The organism is Pedobacter segetis (assembly GCF_016623585.1).
In the GTDB taxonomy this organism is placed as follows: Bacteria; Bacteroidota; Bacteroidia; order Sphingobacteriales; family Sphingobacteriaceae; genus Pseudopedobacter; species Pseudopedobacter segetis.
In genome coordinates this window covers 112,440-138,402 of sequence record NZ_JAEHFY010000008.1, presented here as the reverse complement: position 1 = coordinate 138,402, position 25,963 = coordinate 112,440, and the positions used below count along the sequence as shown (strand labels likewise).

The 25,963-nt window shown below is 35.5% G+C and carries 25 protein-coding genes; 18 read left to right on the top strand and 7 right to left on the bottom strand.

Going from position 1 to position 25,963, the window contains the following annotated elements:
* The first annotated feature begins 39 nt into the window (after positions 1–39).
* The 7 genes from I5M32_RS07280 to porN all read left to right on the top strand — a co-directional run bounded on the left by I5M32_RS07280 (position 40) and on the right by porN (position 8,500).
* Entirely contained in the window at positions 40–1,755 is a 1,716-nt protein-coding gene (locus tag I5M32_RS07280) for a ShlB/FhaC/HecB family hemolysin secretion/activation protein (protein WP_200585531.1), read from the top strand.
* On the top strand, positions 1,756–2,733 hold the full coding sequence (locus I5M32_RS07275) for a DUF4271 domain-containing protein (protein ID WP_200585530.1): 978 nt from the start codon (positions 1,756–1,758) through the stop codon (positions 2,731–2,733).
* Positions 2,734–2,738: 5 nt separating this feature from the next.
* On the top strand, positions 2,739–3,506 hold the full coding sequence (locus tag I5M32_RS07270) for a uroporphyrinogen-III synthase (RefSeq protein WP_200585529.1): 768 nt from the start codon (positions 2,739–2,741) through the stop codon (positions 3,504–3,506).
* Positions 3,507–3,781: 275 nt separating this feature from the next.
* Complete coding sequence (porK, locus tag I5M32_RS07265) at positions 3,782–5,119, top strand: T9SS ring complex lipoprotein PorK/GldK (protein WP_200585528.1); 1,338 nt, start codon at positions 3,782–3,784, stop codon at positions 5,117–5,119.
* 55 nt (positions 5,120–5,174) lie between these two features.
* Positions 5,175–5,975: a type IX secretion system motor protein PorL/GldL gene (gene porL / locus I5M32_RS07260; RefSeq protein ID WP_200585527.1), complete on the top strand. Its 801-nt coding sequence runs from the start codon at positions 5,175–5,177 to the stop codon at positions 5,973–5,975.
* Between the two features lie 45 nt (positions 5,976–6,020).
* The gene (gene porM, locus I5M32_RS07255) at positions 6,021–7,547 is read left to right on the top strand and encodes a type IX secretion system motor protein PorM/GldM (protein ID WP_200585526.1); all 1,527 of its coding nucleotides are present in this window, start codon (positions 6,021–6,023) and stop codon (positions 7,545–7,547) included.
* Positions 7,548–7,549: 2 nt separating this feature from the next.
* The gene (gene porN, locus I5M32_RS07250) at positions 7,550–8,500 is read left to right on the top strand and encodes a type IX secretion system ring subunit PorN/GldN (RefSeq protein ID WP_200585525.1); all 951 of its coding nucleotides are present in this window, start codon (positions 7,550–7,552) and stop codon (positions 8,498–8,500) included.
* Between the two features lie 29 nt (positions 8,501–8,529).
* Here porN and uvrC read toward each other — a convergent pair whose 3' ends face one another.
* From uvrC to porW, 3 genes are all read right to left on the bottom strand, one after another.
* The gene (uvrC, locus tag I5M32_RS07245; RefSeq protein WP_200585524.1) at positions 8,530–10,338 is read right to left on the bottom strand and encodes an excinuclease ABC subunit UvrC; all 1,809 of its coding nucleotides are present in this window, start codon (positions 10,336–10,338) and stop codon (positions 8,530–8,532) included.
* Positions 10,339–10,513: 175 nt separating this feature from the next.
* Positions 10,514–12,769 carry a penicillin-binding protein 1A gene (locus I5M32_RS07240; protein ID WP_200585523.1) on the bottom strand — a complete coding sequence of 752 codons (2,256 nt, stop codon included), beginning with the start codon at positions 12,767–12,769 and terminating at the stop codon, positions 10,514–10,516.
* The gene (porW, locus tag I5M32_RS07235) at positions 12,769–15,615 is read right to left on the bottom strand and encodes a type IX secretion system periplasmic lipoprotein PorW/SprE (protein WP_449580852.1); all 2,847 of its coding nucleotides are present in this window, start codon (positions 15,613–15,615) and stop codon (positions 12,769–12,771) included. The genes I5M32_RS07240 and porW overlap by 1 nt, the downstream gene beginning before the upstream one ends.
* Positions 15,616–15,772: 157 nt before the next feature.
* Between porW and I5M32_RS07230 the strand changes: the two genes are divergently transcribed.
* From I5M32_RS07230 to atpG, 10 genes are all read left to right on the top strand, one after another.
* Positions 15,773–16,639, top strand: a complete 867-nt coding sequence (locus tag I5M32_RS07230) for a M23 family metallopeptidase (protein WP_200585521.1) — start codon at positions 15,773–15,775, stop codon at positions 16,637–16,639.
* A 10-nt stretch (positions 16,640–16,649) separates the two neighbouring features.
* Entirely contained in the window at positions 16,650–17,084 is a 435-nt protein-coding gene (locus I5M32_RS07225; RefSeq protein ID WP_200585520.1) for a bactofilin family protein, read from the top strand.
* Complete coding sequence (locus I5M32_RS07220) at positions 17,044–17,262, top strand: AtpZ/AtpI family protein (protein ID WP_200585519.1); 219 nt, start codon at positions 17,044–17,046, stop codon at positions 17,260–17,262. The genes I5M32_RS07225 and I5M32_RS07220 overlap by 41 nt, the downstream gene beginning before the upstream one ends.
* Positions 17,263–17,297: 35 nt before the next feature.
* The gene (locus tag I5M32_RS07215) at positions 17,298–17,654 is read left to right on the top strand and encodes a hypothetical protein (RefSeq protein WP_234461888.1); all 357 of its coding nucleotides are present in this window, start codon (positions 17,298–17,300) and stop codon (positions 17,652–17,654) included.
* A 14-nt stretch (positions 17,655–17,668) separates the two neighbouring features.
* Positions 17,669–18,784: a F0F1 ATP synthase subunit A gene (atpB, locus tag I5M32_RS07210; RefSeq protein ID WP_200585518.1), complete on the top strand. Its 1,116-nt coding sequence runs from the start codon at positions 17,669–17,671 to the stop codon at positions 18,782–18,784.
* 44 nt (positions 18,785–18,828) lie between these two features.
* Complete coding sequence (atpE, locus tag I5M32_RS07205; RefSeq protein WP_149075669.1) at positions 18,829–19,047, top strand: ATP synthase F0 subunit C; 219 nt, start codon at positions 18,829–18,831, stop codon at positions 19,045–19,047.
* Between the two features lie 78 nt (positions 19,048–19,125).
* On the top strand, positions 19,126–19,620 hold the full coding sequence (locus I5M32_RS07200) for a F0F1 ATP synthase subunit B (RefSeq protein WP_200585517.1): 495 nt from the start codon (positions 19,126–19,128) through the stop codon (positions 19,618–19,620).
* A 108-nt stretch (positions 19,621–19,728) separates the two neighbouring features.
* Positions 19,729–20,277: an ATP synthase F1 subunit delta gene (gene atpH, locus I5M32_RS07195; RefSeq protein ID WP_200585516.1), complete on the top strand. Its 549-nt coding sequence runs from the start codon at positions 19,729–19,731 to the stop codon at positions 20,275–20,277.
* 137 nt (positions 20,278–20,414) lie between these two features.
* Positions 20,415–21,989 (top strand): F0F1 ATP synthase subunit alpha, encoded by a 1,575-nt coding sequence (atpA, locus tag I5M32_RS07190; RefSeq protein ID WP_200585515.1) that lies wholly within the window; start codon positions 20,415–20,417, stop codon positions 21,987–21,989.
* 77 nt (positions 21,990–22,066) lie between these two features.
* On the top strand, positions 22,067–22,951 hold the full coding sequence (atpG, locus tag I5M32_RS07185; RefSeq protein ID WP_200585514.1) for an ATP synthase F1 subunit gamma: 885 nt from the start codon (positions 22,067–22,069) through the stop codon (positions 22,949–22,951).
* 65 nt (positions 22,952–23,016) lie between these two features.
* Here the strand turns inward: atpG and I5M32_RS07180 are convergent, their stop codons facing one another.
* Together I5M32_RS07180 and I5M32_RS07175 are read right to left on the bottom strand one after the other, a co-directional pair.
* On the bottom strand, positions 23,017–23,196 hold the full coding sequence (locus I5M32_RS07180; protein WP_200585513.1) for a DUF6496 domain-containing protein: 180 nt from the start codon (positions 23,194–23,196) through the stop codon (positions 23,017–23,019).
* Positions 23,197–23,298: 102 nt separating this feature from the next.
* Positions 23,299–23,766, bottom strand: a complete 468-nt coding sequence (locus I5M32_RS07175; protein WP_200585512.1) for a hypothetical protein — start codon at positions 23,764–23,766, stop codon at positions 23,299–23,301.
* A gap of 128 nt (positions 23,767–23,894) precedes the next feature.
* Between I5M32_RS07175 and I5M32_RS07170 the strand changes: the two genes are divergently transcribed.
* Complete coding sequence (locus tag I5M32_RS07170; RefSeq protein WP_200585511.1) at positions 23,895–24,080, top strand: hypothetical protein; 186 nt, start codon at positions 23,895–23,897, stop codon at positions 24,078–24,080.
* 29 nt (positions 24,081–24,109) lie between these two features.
* Here I5M32_RS07170 and I5M32_RS07165 read toward each other — a convergent pair whose 3' ends face one another.
* A complete protein-coding gene (locus tag I5M32_RS07165) occupies positions 24,110–24,895 on the bottom strand; it encodes a patatin-like phospholipase family protein (RefSeq protein ID WP_200585510.1) in 786 nt (261 codons plus the stop codon).
* Positions 24,896–24,902: 7 nt separating this feature from the next.
* A complete protein-coding gene (gene gldB / locus I5M32_RS07160) occupies positions 24,903–25,940 on the bottom strand; it encodes a gliding motility lipoprotein GldB (protein WP_200585567.1) in 1,038 nt (345 codons plus the stop codon).
* Between the last annotated feature and the right edge of the window lie 23 nt (positions 25,941–25,963).

Sequence of the window (25,963 nt, the reverse complement as noted above, 5' to 3'; positions counted from 1 at the left end):
ATAAGCCAATTTTCGAAAATTATCGTTTCTTTTGTTGATATGCTCAGGTTCTATTTTATAACCATATTTTTATTTGCATCCCAAATCGGCGTAAGCCAAACAAAAAATATAACCTTAGTTATTAACGGTTTACCAAAAAAAATTGAACGTGGCAATGTGCAGTTTCCAGACTCGCTTTCTGCGGCCAAAGATCTTAAAAGCCAGATCAGATCGCTAAAATTAAATGGCTACTTCAATTTAAGATTAACCGATCATCGTTTTAAAAACGACACCTTATTTGCCGAAATAACGACCGGAAAAATATATGAAGGTATTTATTTAGGGAACGGGAATGTGCCCCAAGAATTGGTTTATCAGCTTGGTTTAAAAGATCAGTTCAAAAAAGAAAAGCCTTTGCAACTTAAATATTTCCAAAAATTATATCATACTATCTTAGGTTTTTATGAAGATAACGGATATCCGTTTGCCGCACTCTATTTAGATAGTTTAGAGGCATTTAAACAAAATTTTAAGGCGCAACTATTTATAATCCCCAATAAAAACATTAGCATCGATACCATAAGGCTGATAGGTTCTGCAAAATTGAACAGCGGTTTTTTAAACGCTTATCTTGGGATAAAAGAAGGGCAGGATTATAACGAGGAAAAAGTTAAAAACATTGATAAAAGATTAAGGGATTTATCTTTTGTGAGTGTCCCCAAAACTTACGAGGTGGTTTTTAATGGCGAAAAAGCCGCTATTAATCTGTTTTTAGATAAGCAAAACGCCAACCAGTTTGATGGGATTATCGGTTTTTTACCTAATTCGCAAACCGGCAAAATTCAAATAACCGGTGATTTTAAGCTTAATTTAAAGAACGCCTTAAAAAGTGGCGAAACTATCGATTTTAATTACAGAGGCTTACCTGCACAATCGCAAGAGTTGGCCTTAAACTTAGCTTATCCTTATATATTTAAAAGCCAGTTGGGGGTAAACGCCAATTTTCAATTATTTAAGCAGGATAGCAGTTTTTTAAACCTCAACACAAGGTTAGGCTTCGATTATAGTTTTACCACTACCCAAAAACTGAGCTTTTTTATAGAAAACTTTAAGGGCAACCAAGTTGCTACCGATAGTTTAACTAGTTCTTCTATCCCAAATTTTGCCAACATAAAATCTACTTTTTACGGTATTGCGGGTAATTATAAGAAACTCGATAATAGGATTACGCCTTTAAAAGGTTATGATTTAACGCTACAAGCTGCCGTTGGGAGCAGAAAAATAAATCCTTCAGAAAACTTTAGGCCCGAAGATTTTTTTACCGCACAAACCAGCCAGCAATTCAAATTACAGGCAGATCTTAAATACTACCTAAAAACTGGTTTAAGGTCTGTTTTGTTTTTACATAATAATGCCGCGATCTTAACAGGGCAAAACTTGTTCGAAAACGAGGCTTTTAGAATTGGCGGGGCAAAAACTTTGAGGGGCTTTGATGAGCAATCACTTAACGTCAATAGCTTTTCTATCCAAACCCTAGAGTTTAGATATTTGATAGAGCAAAATTCTTTCATCAATATATTTTATGATCAAGCTTATATCAACCAGCAATTTGTGAACAAAAGCTCAACAGATTATCCTTTAGGGGTTGGGCTTGGCATTACGTTTCAAACCAAGGTTGGCATTGCATCTTTAAGCTATGCTTTAGGGAAACAAAAAAATAATCCATTAGATTTGCAGAAAGGAAAGATCCATTTTGGTATTGTTAGTTATTTTTAAATGAAGCGCTTCTCTATTTTAATCTTGTTTTGTTTGTTTTACCAACAAACAGTTTTAGCGCAAAACATCCCAGATTCTTTGGCCAATAATTTAGATACCACCCTAAAACACCAAAAAACATATTATCCCATCATAGATTCGGCTGCTTTGGCAAGAAAAAACTTTGTTAGGGATTCTGTTACCAACCATTATTTAAAACCAGATCCAAAAAGGGCAAACCCTTATTTTGATAAATTGATAGCTGATAACTTGGTAACAGACCCGTATTTGCTCTCATTGCCCAAAAACATAAAAATAGTTAAATCTAATTACGGCCTCGGCCATTTCTTAAACAAAGGGCCAATTTGGTTTTTATTGGCAGTTATGCTGATCTTACTTTGCTTTGGGATATTAAAAGCTATATTTTCAAAAGAGATCACGCTATTATTTAAGGCTTTTTTTGATACCAGAACCCTTGCCCAGATCAATAAAGAAGATAATGCTTTGGTATCTTGGCAGTTTTTTTTCTTATATATATTGTTTTCCCTAACACTTGGCCTCTTTATCTGTATTTCGCTTTATAAAATAAAAGGTTCTGCACCTGCCAAAAACATAGAAACTTATTTGGTGATATCCGGATTGGTTTTTATATTTTTTGCCATAAAGATATTTATACTAAGATTTATAGGTTTTCTATTTCAAATACAACGTTTGGTAAAAGACTACCTAAATTTGATCTATCTAAGTTATTTTAATTCTCTTTTTTTATTGATGCCAATTACGTTCTATTTGATACTAACCAACAACTTTAATAGAAATATGATTTCAAATATATTATTGATTATATTTTTAGGGATAATAGGTGTGCAGTTTGCAAGGATCGCGATTAAAATTTTATTAAATTACAGGCTATCAAAATTTTATTTAATTCTTTATCTTTGCGCTCTTGAAATTTGTCCGATTATTTTGATCGCAAAAACAATTAGTACTAGTTTATAGTGAATATGGCAATTAATTTGGAAGAGAGAAAAACTAAAGTAAAAAGCATACTTGTAACCTTACCAGAACCCGAAGGGGAAAAATCTCCTTATTTTGATCTAGCTGCATCTTTAAATTTGAAAATAGATTTTAGATCTTTTATTCATGTAGAGGGTGTACCAGGAAAAGAAATAAGAAAAGATAAAATAAACTTATCTGATTTTACTGCTGTTATCCTAACCAGTAGAAACGCAGCCGATCATTATTTTAGAGTTTGCGAAGAGCTTAGGTATGAAGTACCAACCGATATGAAGTATTTCTGCTTATCAGAATCTATAGCACTTTACCTGCAAAAATATATACAGTACAGAAAGCGTAAAATATTTTTTGGCAAACAAACAGCAAGAGATTTAGCCGAGGTATTGAAAAAACACGGTGCAGAAAAATTTTTATACCCCTGTTCTGATGTTGCCGCAGAATCTACAGAAACCCTATTAAAAGCACAGGGTATAGATTTTACGCCAGCGGTACTATTTAAAACGGTTGTATCAGATCTTTCTGATCTTGCAAATGTGTTTTATGACATCATCGTTTTCTTCAGTCCTTCTAGTGTGCAGTCATTATTCGTTAATTTTCCAGAATTTAAACAAAATAATACCAGGATTGCAGCGTTTGGGAAAACAACGCAGCAAGCAATATTAGATGCTAACCTAATTTTAGATATCCCCGCTCCATTGCCAGAAGCACCATCCATGACAATGGCTTTAGAGCAGTATATAAAATCTATCAAATAGTAGCATACAAGAAATATGATAAAGCGACCTGAACTAGAGGTCGCTTTTTTTTTGAAACTTTTATAAAACCAAACCGTAATAGACTAAAAATTCAAACCAAAAAATACCTAGTAGTTGGTATTGAAATGAGAATTTTAAGATTGTATTTTTATGTTTTTCGTAAACCATTAACAGATTAATTTACAATTGAAAAATAATTTATTTGAAAATGTTGAATTTCTGTATATTAGACACGTTTTTTACACAAGAAAAACACAATAAAACTTGTATAGCACATGAAGAATTTATACGTATCAGCTCTGATATTGATTTCTATTGCCTTTTCTAGTTGTGGAAAAGGAGATGGAAGAGGAGAATTAGTTGGTGTTAAAACCAAAACGGTTAAGCAAGAATTACCTTACGGGATGGTTTATATCCCAGCTGGTACTTTTGTTATGGGCCAAGTAGATCAAGATGTAACCATTTCTCAGTTCCCTCAAAACAAACAAGTTACCATATCTGCATTTTACATGGATGAAACCGAGATATCTAACAGTGAGTACAAGCAGTTTGTTAACTGGGTTAGAGATTCTATTGCTTTTTACCAAGTTGGCAAACCCGCCAAATACCTCTTAAAATCTAAAGGCGGTAAAGCAAGTACCTACATCAATTGGAAAGCTGTAAATTCTAAAAAAGGTTTGTGGGGCGATAAAACATTGAAAGATAAACTAGAAAAAACCATGTATTATGATGGCAACGAAAAGTTTTTCAATAAAAAAGAATTAAAGGTAGAGCAATTAAAATATGAATATGCTTGGGTTGATTACAAAAAAGCCGCTGCATACAGGGGAGCAAGGGATCCTAATTTAAACAAAAATGGGATTTCTGTTGGCAGAGATGAGTTCATCGTTAAAGAAGAAACTTATGTTTACCCTGATACCTTGGTTTGGATATCTGATTTTACGTACGCCCAAAACGACCCAATGGCGAAAGGATATTTTTCTCATCCTTCATTCGCAAATTACCCTGTTGTAGGCGTAAATTGGGAGCAAGCAAATGCCTTTAACATCTGGCGATCCAGGTTAAATGAATCTTATAAAGACTCTAAAAAACTTACCAACAAAAGATTAGACTATGAACTGCCAACAGAGGCACAATTTGAATATGCCGCTAGAGGTGGCAGGGTGCAAACAAGTTACCCATGGGGAGGCCCATATATCAGAAACGCCAAAGGATGTTTGTTAGCCAATTTTAAACCGGGAAGGGGTAATTATATTGATGACGGGGGAGCCTTTACAGTTTACGTAAAATCTTATTTCCCTAATGATTACGGACTTTACAATATGGCGGGCAACGTTGCAGAATGGACAAGTTCTATTTACAGCGATGCAGCAACCGCTTATGTAAGTACCATTAACCCTTCATTTAATAAAGCAGTAAAAAAAGGCGATCCAGACTATAACAAGAAAAGAGTTGTAAAAGGTGGCTCTTGGAAAGATATAGGCTACTTTCTACAAAATTCCGCAAAATCTTACGAGTATCCAGATTCTGCAAGGTCTTCTATCGGTTTTAGGTGTGTAACCCCTTTCTTGGGAAGAGACATCAAAGACAAACCAGGAAGAATGAAACCTTAAACACTTAACAGCACAATAAATAACACGATAAAACAAAAATCAAAACGTTCAAAAAATGGCTCAAAAAAAGAAATTCAAAATAACCCTTGATGCAATTATATCTTGGGGCGCAACAGTTGTAATCATCGGTGCAATGTTTAAAATCCTCCACTTACCTGGGGGCGAGATGATCATTGGTATTGGTTTGGGTACTGAAGCATTATTATTCTTTATTATGGGTTTTGTACCTCCACATAAAGATCCTCATTGGGAAAAAGTATATCCTCAACTTTCAGAAGATTTTGTAGGAAACCCAATAGATATGAATAAACCGGTTAAACTGAACGAATTGGAGATAAAAGGTTCTGCTGGCGGCGGTTTCCCTGATTTAAAAGTTGGTGATGATGTTGTAGCCAAAATTAAAGAAGGATTAGAAAATTTCAGCAATAAAGTAGGTGCTATCTCTAATTCTGCAGATGCTACCATTGCCACCAATGAGTTTGCGGCAAACGTAAAAACCGCTTCTGCTAAAGCTTCTGGCTTAAGTACTGCTTTTGATCAAGCTACGGCGGGCGTTACAGAAATTGCAAATGCTTCTACCGGATCTAAAGAATATCATAACCAAATAAGTAATTTGGGTAAAAATATCTCTGCATTAAATGCTGTGTACGAATTAGAATTACAAGATTCTAGCGCACATTTAAAATCCATGAATAAGTTTTACGCTAACTTATCACAAACCATGTCTAATTTTAATGAATCGATGGATGATTCTAAGCAATTTAAAGATGAAGTTGCTAAGCTATCAAAAAATCTATCAAGCTTAAACGCTGTTTATGGCAATATGCTTTCTGCCATGAACCAACCTAGAGCTTAACTAACTCATTATTATTTTATTTAAACAAGCTTAAAGATTTAAGATATGGCAGGCGGTAAGGAAACCCCAAGGCAGAAGATGATCGGTATTATGTATTTGGTGCTAATGGCAATGTTAGCGTTAAACGTAAGTAATACCGTATTGGATGCCTTTAAAACAGTAAGAGATGGTTTAGAAAAAAGTAATGATAACATGAACGATCGTTTAAAGTTTATCATGACGCTTTTCAAGAATTATTATGATAACGCTCCAAAAAAAGCAGAAGTAAACTACAATAAAGCAAAAGATGCCAAAAACATAGGCGACGGTATTGTTGCAGAAATTGAAAAAGTAAAACAAGAATTAATTAAAGAAACCGATGGTTTAGATGCCAATGGCGATTTAAAAAAGAGAGACGACCTGGGTATTTCCCATAAAGAACTGGTAGAAGGTAAAAAAGGCGATGCTTTACAGAAAAAAATAGAAGAAGCTGCTAAAAAATTAAGTGCCTTGATAGGCCAGAGCCCAAAAGGTATCGGTTTAGAACTAGAATGGCCCAAAATAAACAAAAGTACAGGTACAAGCCAATCTTGGGCCGATTATAATTTTGGCGAAGGAAAACCATTAACATCAACTATTACCCTTTTATCCAAGTTTCAAAACGATGCAAAAAACGCGGAAGCTTATGTAATTAACAAATTATACCAAGAAACAACAGGTGGTGGTGTGGTAGATTCTTACAGAGCTGTTGCGGTTGCGAAAAGCAGCTATATATTAGCTGGCCAAACCTATGAAGCCGATGTGTTTTTAACCGCTGGTAGTTCTAGCATTCCTATTACCGCAACCGTAAACGGAGCTACTTTACCTAACGAAGGTGGCGTGGGCAAATATAAATCTGGTGGCACAAAAGAAGGTGTTTATAAATGGACAGGTACCGTTTCTTTTAAAGATCCTACAAGCGGAGAAATCAAATCTTTCACAACCGATCCTATAGAATATCAAGTAGCAAGGCCTTCTGCGGTTGTTTCTCCAGATAAAATGAACGTTTTTTATATGGGAGTTGCCAATCCGGTATCGGTATCGGCACCAGGTATCCCTAAAGAAAATTTAAAAGTAAGCATTAGTGGTGGTTCTATTTCTGGAGCTAACGGAAGTTATATTGTGAAGGTTAACGGTGGAACCGAGGCAACCGTTACCGTTTCTGCAGAAATAGAAAAAGGAAAAAACCAAATTTTGGGTTCCACAAAATTTAGGGTAAAAAGAGTACCAGATCCAATTGCAACTTTTGCGGGTAAGGTTTCTGGTAGAGTTCCTCTATCTACGCTAAAATCAACAAATAGATTAGAGGCAGAACTGAAAGATTTTGATTTTGACCTAAAATTTACCGTAACAAAATTTACCGTTCTATTTTCTAAATACAGACAAGATCCTATCATCCTTCAATCATCAGACGGTAGTTTTACTAGCGATATCAAAAGGATTATGAATACTTTAACTGCTGGGGATATTGTTACGTTTCAGAATATTGAAGCACATGGCGAAGATAACACAACCAGAAAATTAGATAATGTAGTATCAGTTTCAGCAAATTAATTATGAAAAAGATTTTAATTTACTTAACGCTAATGTTTGTTGTAAGTTTTGCATTTGCGCAAAACCCAACCGTTACTCCGGTAGCAAGTGGTACGGCAGACACTATTAAAAAACAAGTAAAACCTATTTATTCCATCTTCCAACAATCTGAAGAAGATAAAGCTGCGAGGGAAAAAGATATGGGCAAATCAGAAGTTAAATGCGCCCCTGCTTTGCCTCGCGTAAAAAGTGATGATGTTATCTTTGCCAAAAGGATCATTAGGGATATTTACTTTGCAGATCCAGCAAACCGATATTTAGTGCCGGCAGATATGGAAAAGAATTTCATAGATGTTTTAATGAGGGGCGTGGATGGTTTCAAAATTGAAGCTTACCAACAATGGGATAAAAACGTTGGGCAATTAAAAGAACCTATACCACAAGAAGCAGATGCCTTAAAAGGTATCTTAGATAGTAAAGTTGGTTCTTTTGGCCCAAGGCAGTACGGAGACATGAAGGTAACTTCAAAATTAGCTTTAAGGGTAATTGAAGATTGGTATTTTGATACCAATAGATCAGAATTCAAATCTTTTATCATTGCAATGGGTATCGTTTATCCCGGAAACAATATTTTGGCTACTTTAAGTCCAGAAAATAAAAATTTGGCAGATCCACAAATAAAACTGGGAGAAGTAGGTGCAGATATGACTCCTTTATTTTGGGTAAATTACCCAACCGTAAGGGATTATCTATGCAAATTCACTGTTTATCATCCTAACGAAAAAATCAGATATACTTTTGACGATGTATTTCAGTTAAGATATTTCTCTAGCGTAATTGTAGAAGAATCTAACCCAGAGGGTAATAGCTTAGCCACAAGACCAGATTTAAAATCGGGTTTGGATAAGTTATTAGAATCTGATCGGATTAAAAAATCTTTGATCCAATATGAACAAGATATGTGGAAACAATAAAGCTACTAAAACCCAAAAGAAAGCCCTTTCTATTCGGAAGGGCTTTTTTGATGGAAGAAATCCAATATCGCTTTTGCTTGTTTAGTGTTTACGATTTCTAAAAGCTCTTTTTCTGTTGCTTCTTTTATTTTTTTTACCGATTTAAAACGGCTCAATAGTTTTTCTGACGATGTTTTACCTATTCCGGTAATTAATTCTAGTTCTGTTTTTAATGTTCCTTGGTCTCTTTTTTTTCTATGGAAGGTAATACCAAACCTGTGTGCCTCATCCCTTAATTGTTGGATGATCTTTAAAGTTTCTGATTTTTTATCCAAATATAAAGGATATTGATCGCCCGGATAATATAGTTCTTCTAAGCGTTTGGCAATACCAATTATCGCAACCTTATCATAAATACCCAAAAGTTTCAAGCTTTTTACAGCAGATGATAATTGCCCTTTCCCTCCATCTATAACAATAAGTTGGGGCAATGGCGATGTTTCTTCTAACATTCTTCTGTACCTTCTAAAAACAGCCTCCTCCATCGTTGCAAAATCATTTGGGCCTTCAACAGTTTTTACGTTAAAATGCCTGTAATCTTTCTTTGATGGTTTGGCATCCTTAAAAACTACAATGGCAGAAACTGGGTATTTTCCTTGAAAGTTGGAGTTATCAAAACATTCTATATGCCTTGGAAGTTCGCTCAACCTCAGATCTTTTTGCATCTGCGTAAGCAAACGATCTGTTCTTAGATCGGGGTTTAGCTTTTCGTATTGTTCTATCCTATCCTTTTTAAAAAACAATACGTTTTTTTGTGATAGTTCTAAAAGCTTCTTTTTCTCCCCTTGCTTCGGTACGGTAAATTTTACGTTTTCATCTTCTATATCCATTTCAAAAGGGACTATGATTTCTTTCGATTGGCTTTGAAAACGCGACCTAAATTCTGAAATGGCTATCGAAAGCAGGTCTTCATCAGACTCGTCTAATTTTTTCTTTATCTCTATGGTTTGGGTTTGGATGATGGTACCATGCATCACCTTTAGGTAATTTACAAAACCAAACTTCTCATCAGATGCGATACTAAAAACATCCACCTCTGTGATAGAAGAGTTTACAACAGTAGATTTGCTCTGATATTTCTCTAAAAGTTCGTATTTACGCTGTAAGTGATGGGCGGTTTCGAAATTTAATTCACTAGCAGCCTCATTTATCTTATCTTTTAACTGCTTTAAAACCTGCCCCGTTTTACCGTTAAGTATATCTTTGATTTCTTCTATAGATTGATTATAATCTTCTTCATTTTGATGGTTTTCACAAGGCCCTTTACAATTGCCGATCTGGTATTCTAAACATACCTTAAACTTTCCGGCCAGTATATTTTCCTCATTTAAGGGCAAACTACAAGTACGCAACTGGTAGGTTTCTTTGATCAAACCTAAAATAGAGTGCATCATACTAACAGATGGGTATGGGCCCAAATATTTCGAGCCATCTTTAACCAGCCTTCTGGTCCATTGTATGCGTGGAAACTTTTCGTTTTTGATAACAATCCATGGGTAGGTTTTATCATCCTTCAGCATGATATTGTACCTAGGTTGGTGCTTCTTTATCAAACTGTTTTCTAATAGCCAAGCGTCAATCTCGGTATCAACAATGGTAAAACTGATATGATTGATCTTACTTACTAAAACCTTTGTCTTTGCGTTTACCTTGTAGGTATCGTTATTAAAATAAGAAGCAACTCTATTTCTTAGATCTTTGGCCTTGCCGATATAGATCAATTCTTTGTGCGCATCATAATATTGATAAACACCTGGTTTATGCGGGATATTTTTAAGTGCAGCTTTATAATCGAACATAAGATCTACAAAAATAAAAAGGATGTATTCTCAAATATAGAATTTGTCATGCTGAACTTGTTTCAGTATCTCAATTGCAGATTAGCAGACAATGTGAGAACTTATTCTGATGAGATTCCGAAATAAATTCGGAATGACAATTTCGCAAAACAGTCTTAGCAAATACTAATATTTTTTAAAACCCTAGCCGTTCATCTAAATCTGAACCGGTTGACTTAGGGTTGCCATTGCCTTGATTTTGATTAGGTGCTTGGTATTGGTTACAATCTAAGGTGATATTTAAACCGCCCTTTGGTGGCTCAAAGTCTCCCTTTTTTATCCCTAAAGAAGGATCGGCATAAACTTTTTTCATAAAAAGCGCAAATATGGGCAATGCGGTGTTTGCCCCTTCGCCCAAGTTTGTGGTCCTAAAATGGATGGCCCTATCCTCGCAACCTGTCCAAACACCTGCAACCAATTGTGGGGTAATCCCCATAAACCAACCATCAGAGTTATTTTGTGTGGTTCCTGTTTTACCCCCGATCGGGTTTGTTAAACCATATTTATACCTCAACCTCACACCGGTTCCTTCTTCTACAACCCCTTTTAACATATAGGTCATTACGTAAGCATGTTGATCATTTAAGGCTTGTACAACTTTAGGTTTACGGCTATATAATTCATTTCCGTTTTTATCCTCGATCCTGGTTAAATAGGTTGGCTCTGTCCAAACACCATGGTTTACAAAAGCACTATATGCACCAGTCATATCATAAACAGAGGCTTCAAAAGATCCCAACGCAATTGAAGGGTAAGGTGGCACAGGCGATGTAATGCCCATTCTTTTAATCAGATTAGCAACTTCTGTGGGGCCAACTTGCTGCATTAACCAAGCAGTAATATAGTTTTGGGAATTTGCTAATGCTTTGCGCAGTGTTAAAATGCCGGGAATAGACCCATAGCCATTTGGTGTCCAAGGTTCGCCATAACCTGTTACCGTAAATGGCACATTATTTACCTCGTAACAAGGCGAATAACCATGCTGAATGCCTACGGCATAAGTAAAAGGTTTTGCGGTTGAGCCAACTTGCCTTGTACCCATTTTAACTTGATCGTATTTAAAATGCTCGTAATCTATCCCTCCTACCCAGGCTTTCACATCCCCGGTTTTGGGGTCCATTGCCATCATAGAGTTACGCAAGATCATTTTATAGTATTTTATAGAATCCATCGGGGTCATGGTGGTATCAATATCGCCTTTCCAGGTAAAAAGGCTCATGCTTACCGGTGTATTAAAACTTTCCTTTATCTCTTCATCAGATTTACCGGCTTCTTTTAAAGCGGCGTACCTATCTGATCTTTTCATCCCTTGGATCAACAATGCCTCATTACCTTTAAAAGGATTTCTACCTTTCCAATGTGCGTTAAATTGCTTCTGTAAATCTTTCATATAATCCCTTTGGGCTTCTTCCGCATATTTCTGCATCTTAGAATCTATGGTGGTATAAATTTTTAAGCCATCGCGATCTAGATCATATGGGGTTCCGTCTGCCTTGGTAATGGATAGATCATTAAAGGTTTTTTGAATGTCTTGTTTTAAGATTGTTCTGAAATAGGTTGCCAAACCTTCGTTATGGTTTGTTGGCCTAAAATGCAAATCTAAAGGGAGTGCTTTTGATGTCTGATAATTTTCTTGAGTGATATAATTTTGATCGGCCATTTTGCTCAAAATCAAGTTTCTGCGCCCTAAAGAACGCTCTGGATTTCTGGTTGGCGAGTACAAAGTGACACCTTTTAATATACCCACTAGGGTTGCAGCTTGGGAGGCGCTTAAATTTGCTGGCGAGACATTAAAATAAGTGTGGGCTGCCGCTTTAATACCATAAGAGTTGTTACCAAAATCTACCGTATTAAGGTACATGGTAATTATTTCTTCTTTTGTGTAGTTACGCTCTAATTTGATTGCAACAATTAGCTCTCTTAGTTTTTGAGGTATGCGCTTAAAAGCAGATTTTGCCCTTGGTTCGCCAGAGAATAAATTTAAAGCCAATTGTTGTGTAATGGTACTTCCACCTTGTTTTTTACCGATTAAATTATAAAAAAAGATGGTAAAAGTTCTTTTAAAATCTATCCCAGAATGCTCTTTAAACCTCACATCTTCTGTAGAAATTAAAGCATTAATTACATTGGGAGAAATCTCTTGATAGCGAACATTAGATCTATTTTGAACAAAATAATTGCCCAGCTCATTTTTATCAGCGGTATAAATAATGGATGCTTGGTTGCTTTTTGGGTTTTCTAAATCTCTAAAAGACGGCAGTTCTCCAAATAAGCCAAAACTAGTAGCTAAGATGATCAAAGTGAAAAACAGAAAAAACCCTAAAATAGTCTTCCAAAAAATCCCGGTATATCTCTGTATATCACTATTGGTTAGTGTTTCTTTCTTTTGCATTATTTCGAAATAAATTTTAAGTACTGATCAATGGCATCCTTACTTACCAAAAGCTTTAAATTACTTTCAGACACCACAAACTTTTGATAAAGGTTTGTTTGGCCTTCCATAATTTTAGGCAAACTACTGTTTAGATCATCAGAAACAGTTTGTACCTCTTGTTGGGTGTAAAAATCGCCACTGATGATGATAAACTTTTCTGTACCTCCAACAACCCTGATCACCAGCCTTACAGATGAGGGGTCAAATTTAGAATAAAAATATTGAGATAGCTTAGAAAACGGCTGGGCAATATTTTGTTTTGGGTCAGAAATATCTATCACAATAAAGTATTTCTGCCTGGTATTATCCGTAAACTCAATAGCTTTGGGCTTTTCTGGCACTATTACCTTTGGTTCTTCTGCTACCGGTACCGGTTTTAATACTTCAGGAACGATTGGAGCCTCTTTACCAACTTCGTTATTGGGAATTGCTATTGCCGGGTTTTCAATTTTCGTAACCTGTTCTACTGGTTTTATCTCCTCTTTAGGTTCTTCCTTTTTGGGTTCTGTTACTTTTGGCTTTTCCTGCTTGGGCTCATCAACTTTTTTTGCTTCGGCAACAACTTTAATAGGTTCGGGTTTTTTATCCTCTATTTTAGGAATATCTACAAAAACAGGTCGATCTAATAAATAGTCATTTCCGTCTTGATCTATCAAAGCGGTAGGTCTTAAATTAAAAGCTGTTTGGTTTGCCTCAATAAAGCTGATCTGCTTTTTAACCCTTGGTGTAACCTCAGCATCATTAGGATAGTTGGTAGCTATTTCATTTAAACTAGCCAAAAATACGGGTGCTTTTTGTGTATGGCCAATAGCCAACGATTTTAAATAGGCGTATTTTGCATCCATCTCTTTAAAGTCATCAACTTTAGCTTTTAAATCATCTATTTTTTTTAATACCTCATCGTACTTCTTTAGTTTGTATGTTTCATAAACAGCATCATAATAGTCTTTGATTTTCTGTTTTAAAAGTTCGGCATCTTTACCATAATTTGGGTCCAAAATTGTTTTGGCATATATAGAGCCTGGATATTTTTCTAACAGTTCTTGTTTATATTTTTCAGAAGTGTTTTTATCCATAGCGGCCGTTAATCTATATAGTTGATAATATATACTGGCAGCATTTTCTTGATTGGGATAATTTAAAACGATAGCTTCATAAGCTTCTACAGCCTCCAAATTGTCTTTCAAAACATCTTTGTAGAAACCGGCAATCTCATACAAGGCTTTAGCGATCTTATTATTAGCTTGAAACTTTTGGTAAGGGCTGTAAGGAATTGTTCTGATAAACCTCGCTTTCAAAGAATCTACATTTTCGCCAATGGTAGAAATATCTGCATCAACCCCGGTTCCTAGGTTACTGGGATAATTCCCGTTTTTTGCCGCCTCTGTTGGCAAGCTCACATCGCTAATACGCCAATTATCCGCCAACTTTCTGTTTCCCCATTTTTGTTTAAACGATGATAAACCCTGGCTTAATGCCGCATTATTATAAAAATAAAAAGTGCCCGCTGTTTTGTTAGAGGCAGAAAAATCTTGTATGCTTGTTAAAGCCCCGCTATTTACAATACTGTTTTGATTTGGGTCTAAAGCTGTTTTCACTACAAATTTCTGATCCAATTTTTTAGCCAGATCATCTTCAGAAAGATTAGAAAGTTGCAACAGTTCTTTTTGATCGTCTATAATGTTTAATCTATCTGCCAAATATTGAAGATTGTTTGCTTTAACGGCTATCTCGTTATAGCCCGGATAGGTTTTAGGCAAATATTGCAAAGTACTATCATAATAGAGCTGAGATTTCTTGTAATCCTTTAATTGCTCAAAATTGATCTGTGCTAATTTAAGGTAACTCAAGCCTTTTTGCTTAACCGTACCCGGAACCGTATGGGCAGAAGTAGAATAAAAAAGATCGGCATTTGCCAAGTCATTTTTGTCTGCGTAGGCATTTCCGATCTGGTAATAAATTTGCTCTTTAAATTCTTGGTTCTTATCTTCTTTTAATAACCTTTTTAAAGTAGCGATCTTATCAAACTCTTTTCCTTGTTGGTTTTCCGTAATCCTAATTTTAGATAAATTGGCATTAAAAGATATTTCAAAGGCCGCATTGCTTTTTGCGATTTTATCATAATTGAAGGCTGCTTTATCGGGTTGTCCGTTTTTCTCTTGCAATTGTGCTAAAATATATCTCCATCTTGTTTTTAGATATTTTTCTTTGGTTTGCCCTACGGCTTTTGAAAGATGGTCAATAGCCTCTGGTAGGTTGTTTTTACGTAACGCAAGCTCTGCTTGTGAAGCCTCTAATTCATCTTGTTGATATTTAAAATTTAAGGCTTTAGCTAATTTTAAAACAGAATCTGCCTCATCGTTAAGGTCTAGCGCAAAATCACTTTTTACCTGCCCCAAATAAGCCGCAATTTTATTCTTTTTCTCATCAGGGAAAGTAATGCTTACATAGCTATCGTACTCAATTGCGTTATAAAAGTCCCTTTTTAGGTACTCAGCCTCAGCCAACAACAAAAATGAATCATCTAACCATTTGCTATCATATTTTTCTACCGCTATTCTATTAACTTTAGTAATAACGGTATTAAGGTTTTCTTCTTCATTTGCAGATGATGACTCGTCTGGCAATGGGAAAATGGACAAGGTTTGGCTAAAATCATCTTCTCTTGAGTTTCTTATGGTTAGTTTACTTTCTTTTAGCTGCTCGCGGGCATTAAAATAAATGTTATAATGCGCCGTTACATTTTTCATAAATTTAGTTTTCTTACCGCTTTTCTTTTTAGAAGAACAACTAATTGTGATCATGCAAAATAACACACTCAAAAAAACAAGAAATCCCTTTTGTGATATTTTCAATATTTTAATTTTAGGCGTTGTAATTTAATACGGGCAAAATTATTTTATATTGCCGATAATAACGAATTAAAGATATTAATTAAGATAAGATTTTTATCCCCAATAAATGAGTAAGAGAAAAAAACTCATAGAAAAGCTTAAAGAGAAATACAAATTGGTCATTTTAAATGACGATACTTTTGAGGAGAAAGCTTCATTTAATGCTTCATTATGGTATTTAATTATTGGTGCTGCGGCTTTTGCCATTTTATTCATATTTCTAACCATTACCACTATAAGATTTACTCCCTTAAAAGAATATTTGACAGGGGTTACGGATGCAAGTTCAAAAAAAGACATCGTTGCTGCCTATTCTAAAGTAGATTCTTTAGAACAACTGGCAAAAGCTAACGATGCTTATTTGAAAAATCTAAAAAATGTAATTGATGGAAACATTGGCACCAAACAACCAAAAAAACCAGAAACCGATAATTCAAAAGCAACGGATAGCATAGTTTTAAATCAGAAAATCTCTAAAGAGGAAAAAGACCTAAGAAAAATGATAGAATCTGAGGGGAAATTTGATTTGAACGATGACAATGACAAAGTAAAAACAGGGATTGCCTCATATACTTTTTTTAGCCCGTTGAGAGGGCAAATAACCCAAGATTTTGATCCTAAAAAGCAGCATTACGGGATCGATGTTGCCACAAGGAAAAACGAAAACATCAAAGCAACTTTGGAAGGAACCGTTGTGTTTTCTAACTTTACTTCAGAAACAGGTTATGTAATTGTTTTACAGCATAGCAATAACCTCTTATCAATATATAAACATTGTTCTGTACTATTGAAAAAGGTGGGGAGTTTTGTGAGGGTAGGTGAGGTAATAGCTATCGTTGGAAACACTGGTGAGTTTTCTACTGGCCCGCACCTTCATTTTGAACTTTGGTTTAACGGGGCGGCCGTTAACCCAAAGAATTATATGACATTTTAAAACAATAAACATGTTTAAAAACAGAAAAACTGAAATTACCGATAAAGAACTAAAGGCAGGCTCTATCAATATTGTAGGTTTAGGTACAGAAATTAAAGGGAACTTAAACACCAAAGGGGATGTGAGGATTGATGGTAAAATTGAAGGGAATATTATCTCTAAAGCCAAAGTTGTAATAGGTAGTACGGGCGAAGTGATCGGGAACATCAATTCTGAAAGTGCCGAGATTAACGGGAAGGTTAATGGCAACATCTGTACCGCAGAAATATTGTTCTTAAAGGCAACTTCAAGTTTAATTGGCGATATTTCATCTAATAAATTGGTGGTAGAAAATGGCGCTAATTTAACAGGCCAGTGCCAAACCGGGATTTCACAAACAAAATCTATTCACAAACCAATTTTTAATGGACCAGAAGCAATCGGAAAAAGAGAGGCAACGGCTTAATTCATATGCCAAATATTCTTCCCTAGGGTTTCAAATGGTAGGTATTATCGGCGTTTTTACTTTTATAGGCTACAAGATTGATGAAAGTACGCAAAACCAAACCCCTTACTACACAGCAGGCTTTAGTTTGTTAGGGGTTGCCATCTCCTTATATTTTGTTTTTAAAGCTTTAAAATAACATTGACACTTAAAATTTTTTCTTTTCTCTATATAATGCTGGTTATTTTGGCGGCATTGGGTTATTGGACCATAGACTATCTATATTTTCCAAACCATTTTTTGATACCGCATTTTTGGGTGGTTTTTTTTTACATGGCATTTATTACGCTATTGGTTTATTTGTTCTCTTACATAGGCTTAAAAAAAGGCGGCGATCAGCAAAGCAGCATTTTGCTAGGGGCCATTGTAATACGCTTAATTTTAACATTGGCGTTTATCCTTATTTACACGCAAAAAATCAAGGTAGATAGTGTTTTATTTATGCTCAACTTTTTTTCTGTTTATTTATTGTTTACAACCTTTGAAATTTATTGTTTGTTACGTAACTTGCGCCACCAAATCAAGAAGTAAAAAACACGTAATAAATGGATTTTAGCCACTTTTTAAATTATAAAAATTCATCAATAAAGGCTGTATTCGCTTTTTCCATGCTATTTTTATCGTTTAATTCTTATGCCCGCCAACAAAATCAAGATATTCAAGAGGTGGTTAAAGAAGAAGTAACCACGGGAACACATGAAGAGAAAAGCGAGAAATTTGATCCAACAGTTGTTATTTTAGAACACATCGGCGATTCGCACAGTTGGCATCTATGGGGGCATACCTCTATTCCGTTACCCGTTATTTTATTTACACCTTCTGGTTTAGAGATTTTTTCTTCTGCCAATCTTCTTAATGAGCATCATGAAGCTATCCCTTATAAAGGGAAAAACTACACCTATCTTAATGAAGAAGAACACATTGTTGTTTTAGGCAATGATGGTAAAGTTAATGAAGAGGTCTCTTCTAAAATAATCGATTTTTCAATCACAAAGAACGTAGCGGCATTATTCATATCTGTTATCGTTCTGGTTTTGATATTTACCAAAGTTGCAAATTCTTACAAAAATAGAATTGGGAAAGCCCCAAAGGGTTTACAATCTTGGATAGAGCCGATAATCATTTTTATTAGGGACGATATTGCGAGGCCTAATATTGGCTATAAATTTGAGAAATTTATGCCTTTGTTGTTAACCGTGTTTTTCTTTATCTGGATCAATAACTTAATGGGCCTAGTGCCTTTATTCCCAGGAAGCGCAAACGTAACCGGTAACATTGCCGTAACCCTGGTTCTATCGGTAATTATCTTAATTGTTGTGAACATCAACGGCAACAAATATTATTGGGGGCACATATTTAAACCAGACGTTCCTTTTTGGTTATTGCCCATCATGTGGGTAGTAGAGGTTATAGGTATATTTTCTAAACCCTTTGCCTTAATGATCCGTTTATTTGCAAACATAACCGCCGGGCATATTATAGTATTGAGTTTAATCTCATTGATATTTATATTTAAGACATTGGCCATGGCCCCTGTTTCTATTTCATTTGTAATTTTTATGGATGTTCTGGAATTATTGGTTGCCTTTTTACAGGCCTTTATTTTTACGATGCTTGCCGCCCTATTTATAGGTATGGCGGTAGAAGAGCATCATCATTAATTAGAAACATTTTGTTTAACAATCATATATAAATTAAAACAGTTATGGTAGGTTCAATCGCTGCAATTGGTGCAGGTTTAGCAGTTATCGGTGCAGGTATCGGTATTGGTCAAGTTGGTGGAAAAGCAATGGAAGGTATTGCTCGTCAGCCAGAGGCTGCTTCAAAAATTCAAACTGCTATGATCATCGCAGCAGCCCTTGTAGAAGGTGTTGCTTTGTTTGGTGTGGTAGTAGCTCTTTTAGGTAACAACGTAGGAGCTTAAGAATTAAACCAGAAATGTAACGATTGGTTGCATTTCTGGTTTTTAAAATGATTAACATAAAATTAGTATAGCAATAAGATGGATTTAGTAACCCCAAGTATTGGATTGGTTTTTTGGACAGCAGTTTCTTTTTTGATACTTATAGTACTATTAAAAAAGTTAGCCTGGAAACCTGTATTAGGTGCCATTCATGAGCGTGAGCTCTCAATTGAAGATGCTTTAAATAAAGCAGATTTAGCAAGAGAAGAGATGGCTCGTTTATCTAACGAGAACGAAGCTTTATTAAAACAAGCTAGAGTGGAGCGTGATGAGATTTTAAAAGAAGCTAAAGAATTGAAAGACCAAATTGTTGCCGATGCAAAAAATGCAGCGCAAGAAGAAGGTGCAAAAATGATCGAAAAAGCAAGAATAGAGATCAATAACCAAAAAATTGCTGCTTTGAGGGAAGTTAAAAACCAAGTAGCTAGCCTATCTTTAGATATTGCAGAGAAAGTTTTACGCAAGCAATTTGACGATAAACAAAAACAAGATGCCTTGGTAGGAGACTTGTTGAAGGATGTGAAGTTAAACTAGTATTTTGGTGAAATGTAGTCGGTAATCGGTTTTTAGTAATCGGTAATCTGTAAAACAAGTAATCAGTAAAAAGACTAATGCACTATTTCAACTAATGAACTAAAAGATATGTCAGAAATTAAAGTAGCATCACGGTATGCAAAGTCTCTTTTAGATTTAGCTTTAGAACAGAAAGCGCTAGAGGAAATCAAAGGCGATATGCAACTTTTTGTGGATACATTAAAGCAGAACCCACAATTACAAGCGGTTGTGAAAAACCCTATCATTCCGCTGGGCAAAAAAAACGCCATCATAAAAGGGGTTTTTGGAGATAAGATCCATAAGGTTACCGCTGCCTTTTTAAAGATTGTGGTTGATAAGGGTAGGGCCGAGATTATTTACGGTGTTGCAAAAGAGTTTTTAAGAGAATATAACGTATTCAAAAATATTGTTACGGCTAAAATTATATCGGCAGCACCTTTAAATGATACGGCTAGAAAAGAAATAATAGAGAAAGTGAAAGCGGTAACCGGTGGCGAGGTTAAGTTAAAAGAATCTGTTGATGCAGGCCTTATAGGTGGTTTTATTTTGACCGTTGGCGATAAACAGTTTGACAGCAGTATTGCAAGTAGTTTAGCGAGGGTTAAAAAGGAGTTTTCTAAAAAGATGGTTGCCTAAGTTTAATATACCGGATAGCAGCGGATACCGGCCTGTGAACAATGCCATGTGGAGTATGAGCGAATAGCCGGGCCGGATTGAGTTAATAATTACAGAAATTAGTTTTTCAAAAAATAAAAAATCTTAAATAAAAAAAGATGGTAGAAGTAAGACCAGATGAAGTTTCAGCGATTTTACGTCAGCAATTGTCAGGCTTTAAGTCAGAAACTGAATTAGAGGAAGTTGGTACCGTACTGCAAGTTGGTGATGGTATTGCCCGTGTTTATGGTTTAACAAAAGTACAGGCTGGTGAGCTGGTTGAATTTGAATCGGGTTTACAAGGTATTGTTTTAAACTTGGAAGAAGATAACGTTGGGGTGGTTTTGCTAGGCCAGTCTGATGAGATCAAAGAGGGCGATACCATTAAGCGTACAAAACGTATTGCATCTATTAATGTAGGTGAGGGTATGTGCGGACGTGTGGTTAATACCCTAGGGCAGCCAATTGATGGGAAAGGGCCAATTGCCGGAAAAACTTACGAGATGCCTTTAGAGCGTAAAGCCCCGGGCGTAATTTACCGTCAGCCGGTTACAGAACCATTACAAACTGGTATCAAAGCTATTGATGCGATGATCCCGATTGGACGTGGACAACGTGAATTGGTTATTGGCGATAGACAAACGGGTAAATCTGCGGTTTGTATAGATACCATCATCAACCAAAAAGAATTTTACGATGCAGGCCAACCTGTATTTTGTATATATGTTGCCATTGGGCAAAAAGCAAGTACCGTTGCCAACGTTGTTAAGGCGTTAGAAGAAAAAGGTGCAATGGCTTACACGGTTATTGTTGCTGCTTCTGCGGCCGATCCTGCCCCTATGCAATTCTATGCTCCATTTGCAGGTGCTGCTATTGGTGAGTTTTTCCGTGATACCGGAAGGCCAGCTTTGATCATTTATGATGATCTTTCTAAACAAGCCGTTGCTTACAGAGAGGTTTCTTTATTATTGAAACGCCCTCCCGGACGTGAGGCTTACCCGGGTGATGTGTTTTATTTACACAGCCGTTTATTAGAGAGAGCTGCAAAAATCAACCAGAATGATTCTATCGCTCAACAAATGAACGATTTGCCAGAGTCTATCAGAAGTATAGTTAAAGGTGGTGGATCTTTAACCGCATTGCCAATTATAGAAACCCAAGCAGGCGACGTTTCTGCTTATATCCCAACTAACGTGATTTCTATTACAGATGGGCAGATATTTTTGGAATCTAATTTATTTAACGCAGGTGTTCGCCCGGCAATTAACGTAGGTATTTCTGTATCTCGTGTGGGTGGTAACGCTCAAATTAAATCGATGAAGAAAGTTGCAGGTACGCTTAAGCTAGACCAAGCAAGTTACCGCGAATTAGAGGCTTTCTCTAAATTTGGTTCTGATTTGGATGCCTCTACTAAATTGGTATTGGATAAAGGAGCTAGAAACGTAGAGATCCTAAAGCAAGGCCAATTCTCCCCTGTTACGGTAGAAAAACAAGTGGCTATAATTTATGCAGGTGTTAAAAACCTGATGAGGAATGTACCCATTAACAAGATAAAAGAATTTGAAGCAGAATATACAACACAGTTAGAACAACGTCATCCAGAAGTTTTAGCGGCTTTAAAAGCTGGTAAATTTGATGATAGCCTGACCAGTGTATTAGAAACTGTTGCTAAGGAATTATCAGCGAAATATTAATTTTAGTATTGAGTAGTGCGTATAGTGTATTGAGTTCTCAATCGCAATACTAACTACTCAATTCTCAATACTAGAAAATGGCAAATTTAAAAGAAGTAAGAATCAGGATATCTTCGGTAAGTTCTACACAGCAAATTACCAAGGCCATGAAAATGGTATCGGCGGCTAAATTAAAAAGAGCTACCAATGCTATTATTCAATTGCGCCCTTATGCCAATAAATTAAAAGAGATCTTAGCCAATCTTTCTGCCAGTTTAGAAGATGGCGTTTCTGTTTACACCCAAGAACGTGAAGTTAAAAACGTTTTAGTGGTGCTTGTTACCTCTAACCGTGGTTTGGCTGGTGCTTTTAACATGAACGTGATTAAAACCACCAACAACCTGATTGCCGAAAAATATAGTGCTTTTCATAAGAGCGGAAATCTACATATTGCAGCTATTGGTAAAAAAGGGCAAGATTACTTCGAAAAGCGTAAATATAATATGATTGGAAACAATAACGATATTTACAATCATTTACATTTTGAAGACGTTTCTAAAATTACAGAATCTATAATGCAAGGTTTTGTTGATGGAAAATACGATAAAGTAGAGGTAATTTATAACCAATTTAGAAATGCTGCTGTACAAATTTTAACCACTGAGCAACTTTTGCCAGTGCCAAAGGCAGAAAAAAAGGTACAGGTTTCTAGTAATCAAATAGATTATATCTTAGAACCATCAAAAGCAGAGATTGTAGAAGAATTGATCCCTAAAAACATCAAACTTCAGTTATATAAAGCAGTTTTAGATTCACATGCCTCTGAACATGGTGCTAGAATGACCGCAATGGACAAAGCAACAGATAATGCGGGTGATTTATTAAAGAAATTAAAATTGGCTTATAACCAAGCCCGGCAAGCCGCAATTACAACAGAACTTTCTGAAATTGTAAGTGGTGCCGCGGCATTATCAAATGGATAACAAAAACATTTAAACAAAGGGATAAGCCTCCACTTTTAAAAAGTGGAGGTTTTGTTTTTAATAACCTAATTTTTCTTCTGTTTAGGAACTTTTAATCCTTCCTCTTTAGCTTCAGAAATCCCGATTGCAATTGCTTGTTTTCTATCTGTAACTTTATCGCCAGAGCTGCTTTTTAATTTGCCGTCTTTAAATTCGCCCATTACCTTTCCTATCTTTTCTTGAGCCTTTTTAGAATATTTAGCCATATCTTTTTTCTCCTTTATTAAAAAAAGAAAAAACAATGCCAAAAAAAACATCCATTGCTTTTGCAGATGGATGCTTTAGGGTCAATCAATTAATATAGGCAGCTATATTTTTAAGGTAATAAGTGTAGGGCCGTTATTAGTAAAAGAATTAACAGAATTGTTTACTTCTAATCCTGTTAGTTCTAAAGTTCCGCAACAATCGGTTTTGGTAAATTTGGTTTCCAGTTTTAAAACAGCTGTTTTAAGTTTACCCAAAGAAATATTAAGCTCATCAGAAGCTGTAATGCTTAAAGCAATAGATGTTTGCTTAATGCCCGAACTATCCACTTTAAAATCAATATCTTTTTTTAACCTTGTGCTATAAATCTCAATATCCTTTAAACGGTATTTGCTATTTGAACCAAACAACAGGTCGGTGCCGGTCTGCTTATCCTCAAACTTCAATCTTAAATCTATAAGGGGTGTGGCACATCTTACATTAGCGCAATTGTTTAATTTTTCTGATTGTTTGCAAGCAGAGGCTAAAACCAGACTAATACAGAACAGAAAGGGTATTCTTAATTTTAACATCAAACATAATTACGTGGGCTTTAGCAATATTGATACAGTTTTGTTTTTTTATCTCAAAGATTTTAGAAATTATGGGGCTTATTTCAACAATAGTTTTATTTTTGCAGAACAAATCAATTTAAAATAAGATGGTAAACGCAAACAACCCTTCGCATTATAAGATCATTATCCTTGGAGTATTTATTGGATTGTTTGGCATTTATGTAAAGCAGTTTGTTTATCACTCTATGTTGGTTGATATGATCGGCTGGGCTATTACCATTATTGGTGCAGCAATTGCGATTAGCGGGGTAATGAGGGTTTTAAAAGATTAATTAACAAACTGGTAAATATTTTGAAGGCGTTAATTAGGGATAACGCCTTTTTCTTTTATCTCGATCTGGTTTTTTAGTTCGTCTATCCGCTTAAGTGTTTCTTCATGGGCAAGCCAAAAAATCTCTTCTGCTCGCTTAGTATCAAATAAGCTTGTTTCGCCAAGTGCATTTGGCTCTATTAAAAAATCAACCCCTTTTAATTTTTCTTCCATATCAGAATTGATAGAAAGTACTGCGGCTCTTTCAAAAACATGTTTAATGTTCCTAAACTTATCAAGTTCTGGCAAATGATTGCAACTAGAGCCAATCACAAAATCACAATTTTTTAAAAGGGGCTCAATTGGGAAATTGTTTAATACGCCGCCATCAACATAATACTCCCCCTCGATCATGATAGGGTTAAAAACCCCCGGGATACAACTAGAGGCCAATACTTTTCTTATTAGGTCTCCGTCTTTAAAATAAACCAGCTTTCCTTTGTTAAAATTTGTTGCAGTAATTATTAAAGGGATTTTTAGGTTTTCAAAAGAATCATGGGGTAAATATTTTTTAAACAATGGGATGGTAGATTCTAAGCTTAACAAAGCCGGAGAGCGAAATGCCGGCCTAAGAAATCTCAGAAGTTTTGTTTCTTGAAATATTTGCAAAGCCTGGTACGGATCAATATCATTGGCAAACAAAGCTCCCGCAATTGCACCGGCACTTGTACCGGTAATCATAGAAATAGGGATTTTTTTATCCTTCACAGCTTTTAAAACACCCAGATGTGCTATTCCTCTAATTCCTCCTCCACTTAAAACTATTCCTATTTTCATTTTGTGATCATTTATTAGAAGGACGGTATTTTGCCAATCTTAGTACTTTTTGGGCATCTTTTTCTAACATCAATTGCTTCAAGGTAACTTTTGGGTTTTCTTCCATATATTTTCTGACTATTTGCCATCCAATATATAAACCCAATTTTGGGGCAGAATCATTTTTATCTCCTAAACCAGGGGTAAACGGAGCTTCAGAGATATATTTCTGGATCTTAAAATAATCTGTCTCGTACAATAAATCTTGATCCAAAAAATAAGCCCAGGTATCAGATTCAAAATCATTAGCCCATTCCATTTGCTTTTTAGAGTAACCAATTAAAGTACTATCTGCTATCTCTGGTTGTATCTGCTTCATAAAATAAAGCAATTTGCCATTGTAAACCATTTTGGCGAGTAAACTCTTATCCTTATCCAACTCTGGGAACAGATCTTCCCTTGTTATTACCTCAACTACTCTGGGTGTAATATTTTCTGGCGTAAATCTTCTACTGATGTATCTTGGTACGGTTTCTACCAATGCGGGATAAAATTTAGAATCTTTGCCTAAAAACATATCTAAACCAATGCCTACATACCCTGTGCCAATTGGCGTTTGCACTTGAAAACCAGATATATAGGTAATTAATTTGGGTACTTTCCACTCTGGATAATAATATTTTATCCTTTTGAAGGCCTCTGTAAGCTCTGGCCTTTGCTTATCCATATCCGGATAAACCTGGTTGGTTTCTTCTTGCAAATCTCTAAATGGTTTCCCTTCTAAAATCTGTTGTACCGTTGCAATATATTGCCCATTATCAGTTGGGCCAACATTTAGGATTTTCTGAAAGTAATCATTATAAAAATTACCGTATTTCTTTTTGAGTTGGGGCAATTTTTGGTACAACTCAGAAGTTTTTATATCAGATAGGTCTTGATCAAATCTTTCTATGGTAAGGTTTATGTTGATATTACTGGTATCAATTCTATTTTGCCGCTGACAAGCCATCATCAAAAATGATATTATAAAAAAAAGAGTAATTTTGGCGCAATTAATAGTTTTCATCATCACAAATTAACGCAATTTAT

Bases quoted from the DNA above. Each gene is read 5' to 3' on its own strand.
- I5M32_RS07280 (WP_200585531.1), top strand. From the start codon at position 40: ATGCTCAGGTTCTATTTTATAACCATATTTTTATTTGCATCCCAAATC.
- I5M32_RS07275 (WP_200585530.1), top strand. From the start codon at position 1,756: ATGAAGCGCTTCTCTATTTTAATCTTGTTTTGTTTGTTTTACCAACAA.
- I5M32_RS07270 (WP_200585529.1), top strand. From the start codon at position 2,739: ATGGCAATTAATTTGGAAGAGAGAAAAACTAAAGTAAAAAGCATACTT.
- porK (WP_200585528.1), top strand. From the start codon at position 3,782: ATGAAGAATTTATACGTATCAGCTCTGATATTGATTTCTATTGCCTTT.
- porL (WP_200585527.1), top strand. From the start codon at position 5,175: ATGGCTCAAAAAAAGAAATTCAAAATAACCCTTGATGCAATTATATCT.
- porM (WP_200585526.1), top strand. From the start codon at position 6,021: ATGGCAGGCGGTAAGGAAACCCCAAGGCAGAAGATGATCGGTATTATG.
- porN (WP_200585525.1), top strand. From the start codon at position 7,550: ATGAAAAAGATTTTAATTTACTTAACGCTAATGTTTGTTGTAAGTTTT.
- uvrC (WP_200585524.1), bottom strand. From the start codon at position 10,338: ATGTTCGATTATAAAGCTGCACTTAAAAATATCCCGCATAAACCAGGT.
- I5M32_RS07240 (WP_200585523.1), bottom strand. From the start codon at position 12,769: ATGCAAAAGAAAGAAACACTAACCAATAGTGATATACAGAGATATACC.
- porW (WP_449580852.1), bottom strand. From the start codon at position 15,615: ATGATCACAATTAGTTGTTCTTCTAAAAAGAAAAGCGGTAAGAAAACT.
- I5M32_RS07230 (WP_200585521.1), top strand. From the start codon at position 15,773: ATGAGTAAGAGAAAAAAACTCATAGAAAAGCTTAAAGAGAAATACAAA.
- I5M32_RS07225 (WP_200585520.1), top strand. From the start codon at position 16,650: ATGTTTAAAAACAGAAAAACTGAAATTACCGATAAAGAACTAAAGGCA.
- I5M32_RS07220 (WP_200585519.1), top strand. From the start codon at position 17,044: ATGGACCAGAAGCAATCGGAAAAAGAGAGGCAACGGCTTAATTCATAT.
- I5M32_RS07215 (WP_234461888.1), top strand. From the start codon at position 17,298: ATGCTGGTTATTTTGGCGGCATTGGGTTATTGGACCATAGACTATCTA.
- atpB (WP_200585518.1), top strand. From the start codon at position 17,669: ATGGATTTTAGCCACTTTTTAAATTATAAAAATTCATCAATAAAGGCT.
- atpE (WP_149075669.1), top strand. From the start codon at position 18,829: ATGGTAGGTTCAATCGCTGCAATTGGTGCAGGTTTAGCAGTTATCGGT.
- I5M32_RS07200 (WP_200585517.1), top strand. From the start codon at position 19,126: ATGGATTTAGTAACCCCAAGTATTGGATTGGTTTTTTGGACAGCAGTT.
- atpH (WP_200585516.1), top strand. From the start codon at position 19,729: ATGTCAGAAATTAAAGTAGCATCACGGTATGCAAAGTCTCTTTTAGAT.
- atpA (WP_200585515.1), top strand. From the start codon at position 20,415: ATGGTAGAAGTAAGACCAGATGAAGTTTCAGCGATTTTACGTCAGCAA.
- atpG (WP_200585514.1), top strand. From the start codon at position 22,067: ATGGCAAATTTAAAAGAAGTAAGAATCAGGATATCTTCGGTAAGTTCT.
- I5M32_RS07180 (WP_200585513.1), bottom strand. From the start codon at position 23,196: ATGGCTAAATATTCTAAAAAGGCTCAAGAAAAGATAGGAAAGGTAATG.
- I5M32_RS07175 (WP_200585512.1), bottom strand. From the start codon at position 23,766: ATGTTAAAATTAAGAATACCCTTTCTGTTCTGTATTAGTCTGGTTTTA.
- I5M32_RS07170 (WP_200585511.1), top strand. From the start codon at position 23,895: ATGGTAAACGCAAACAACCCTTCGCATTATAAGATCATTATCCTTGGA.
- I5M32_RS07165 (WP_200585510.1), bottom strand. From the start codon at position 24,895: ATGAAAATAGGAATAGTTTTAAGTGGAGGAGGAATTAGAGGAATAGCA.
- gldB (WP_200585567.1), bottom strand. From the start codon at position 25,940: ATGAAAACTATTAATTGCGCCAAAATTACTCTTTTTTTTATAATATCA.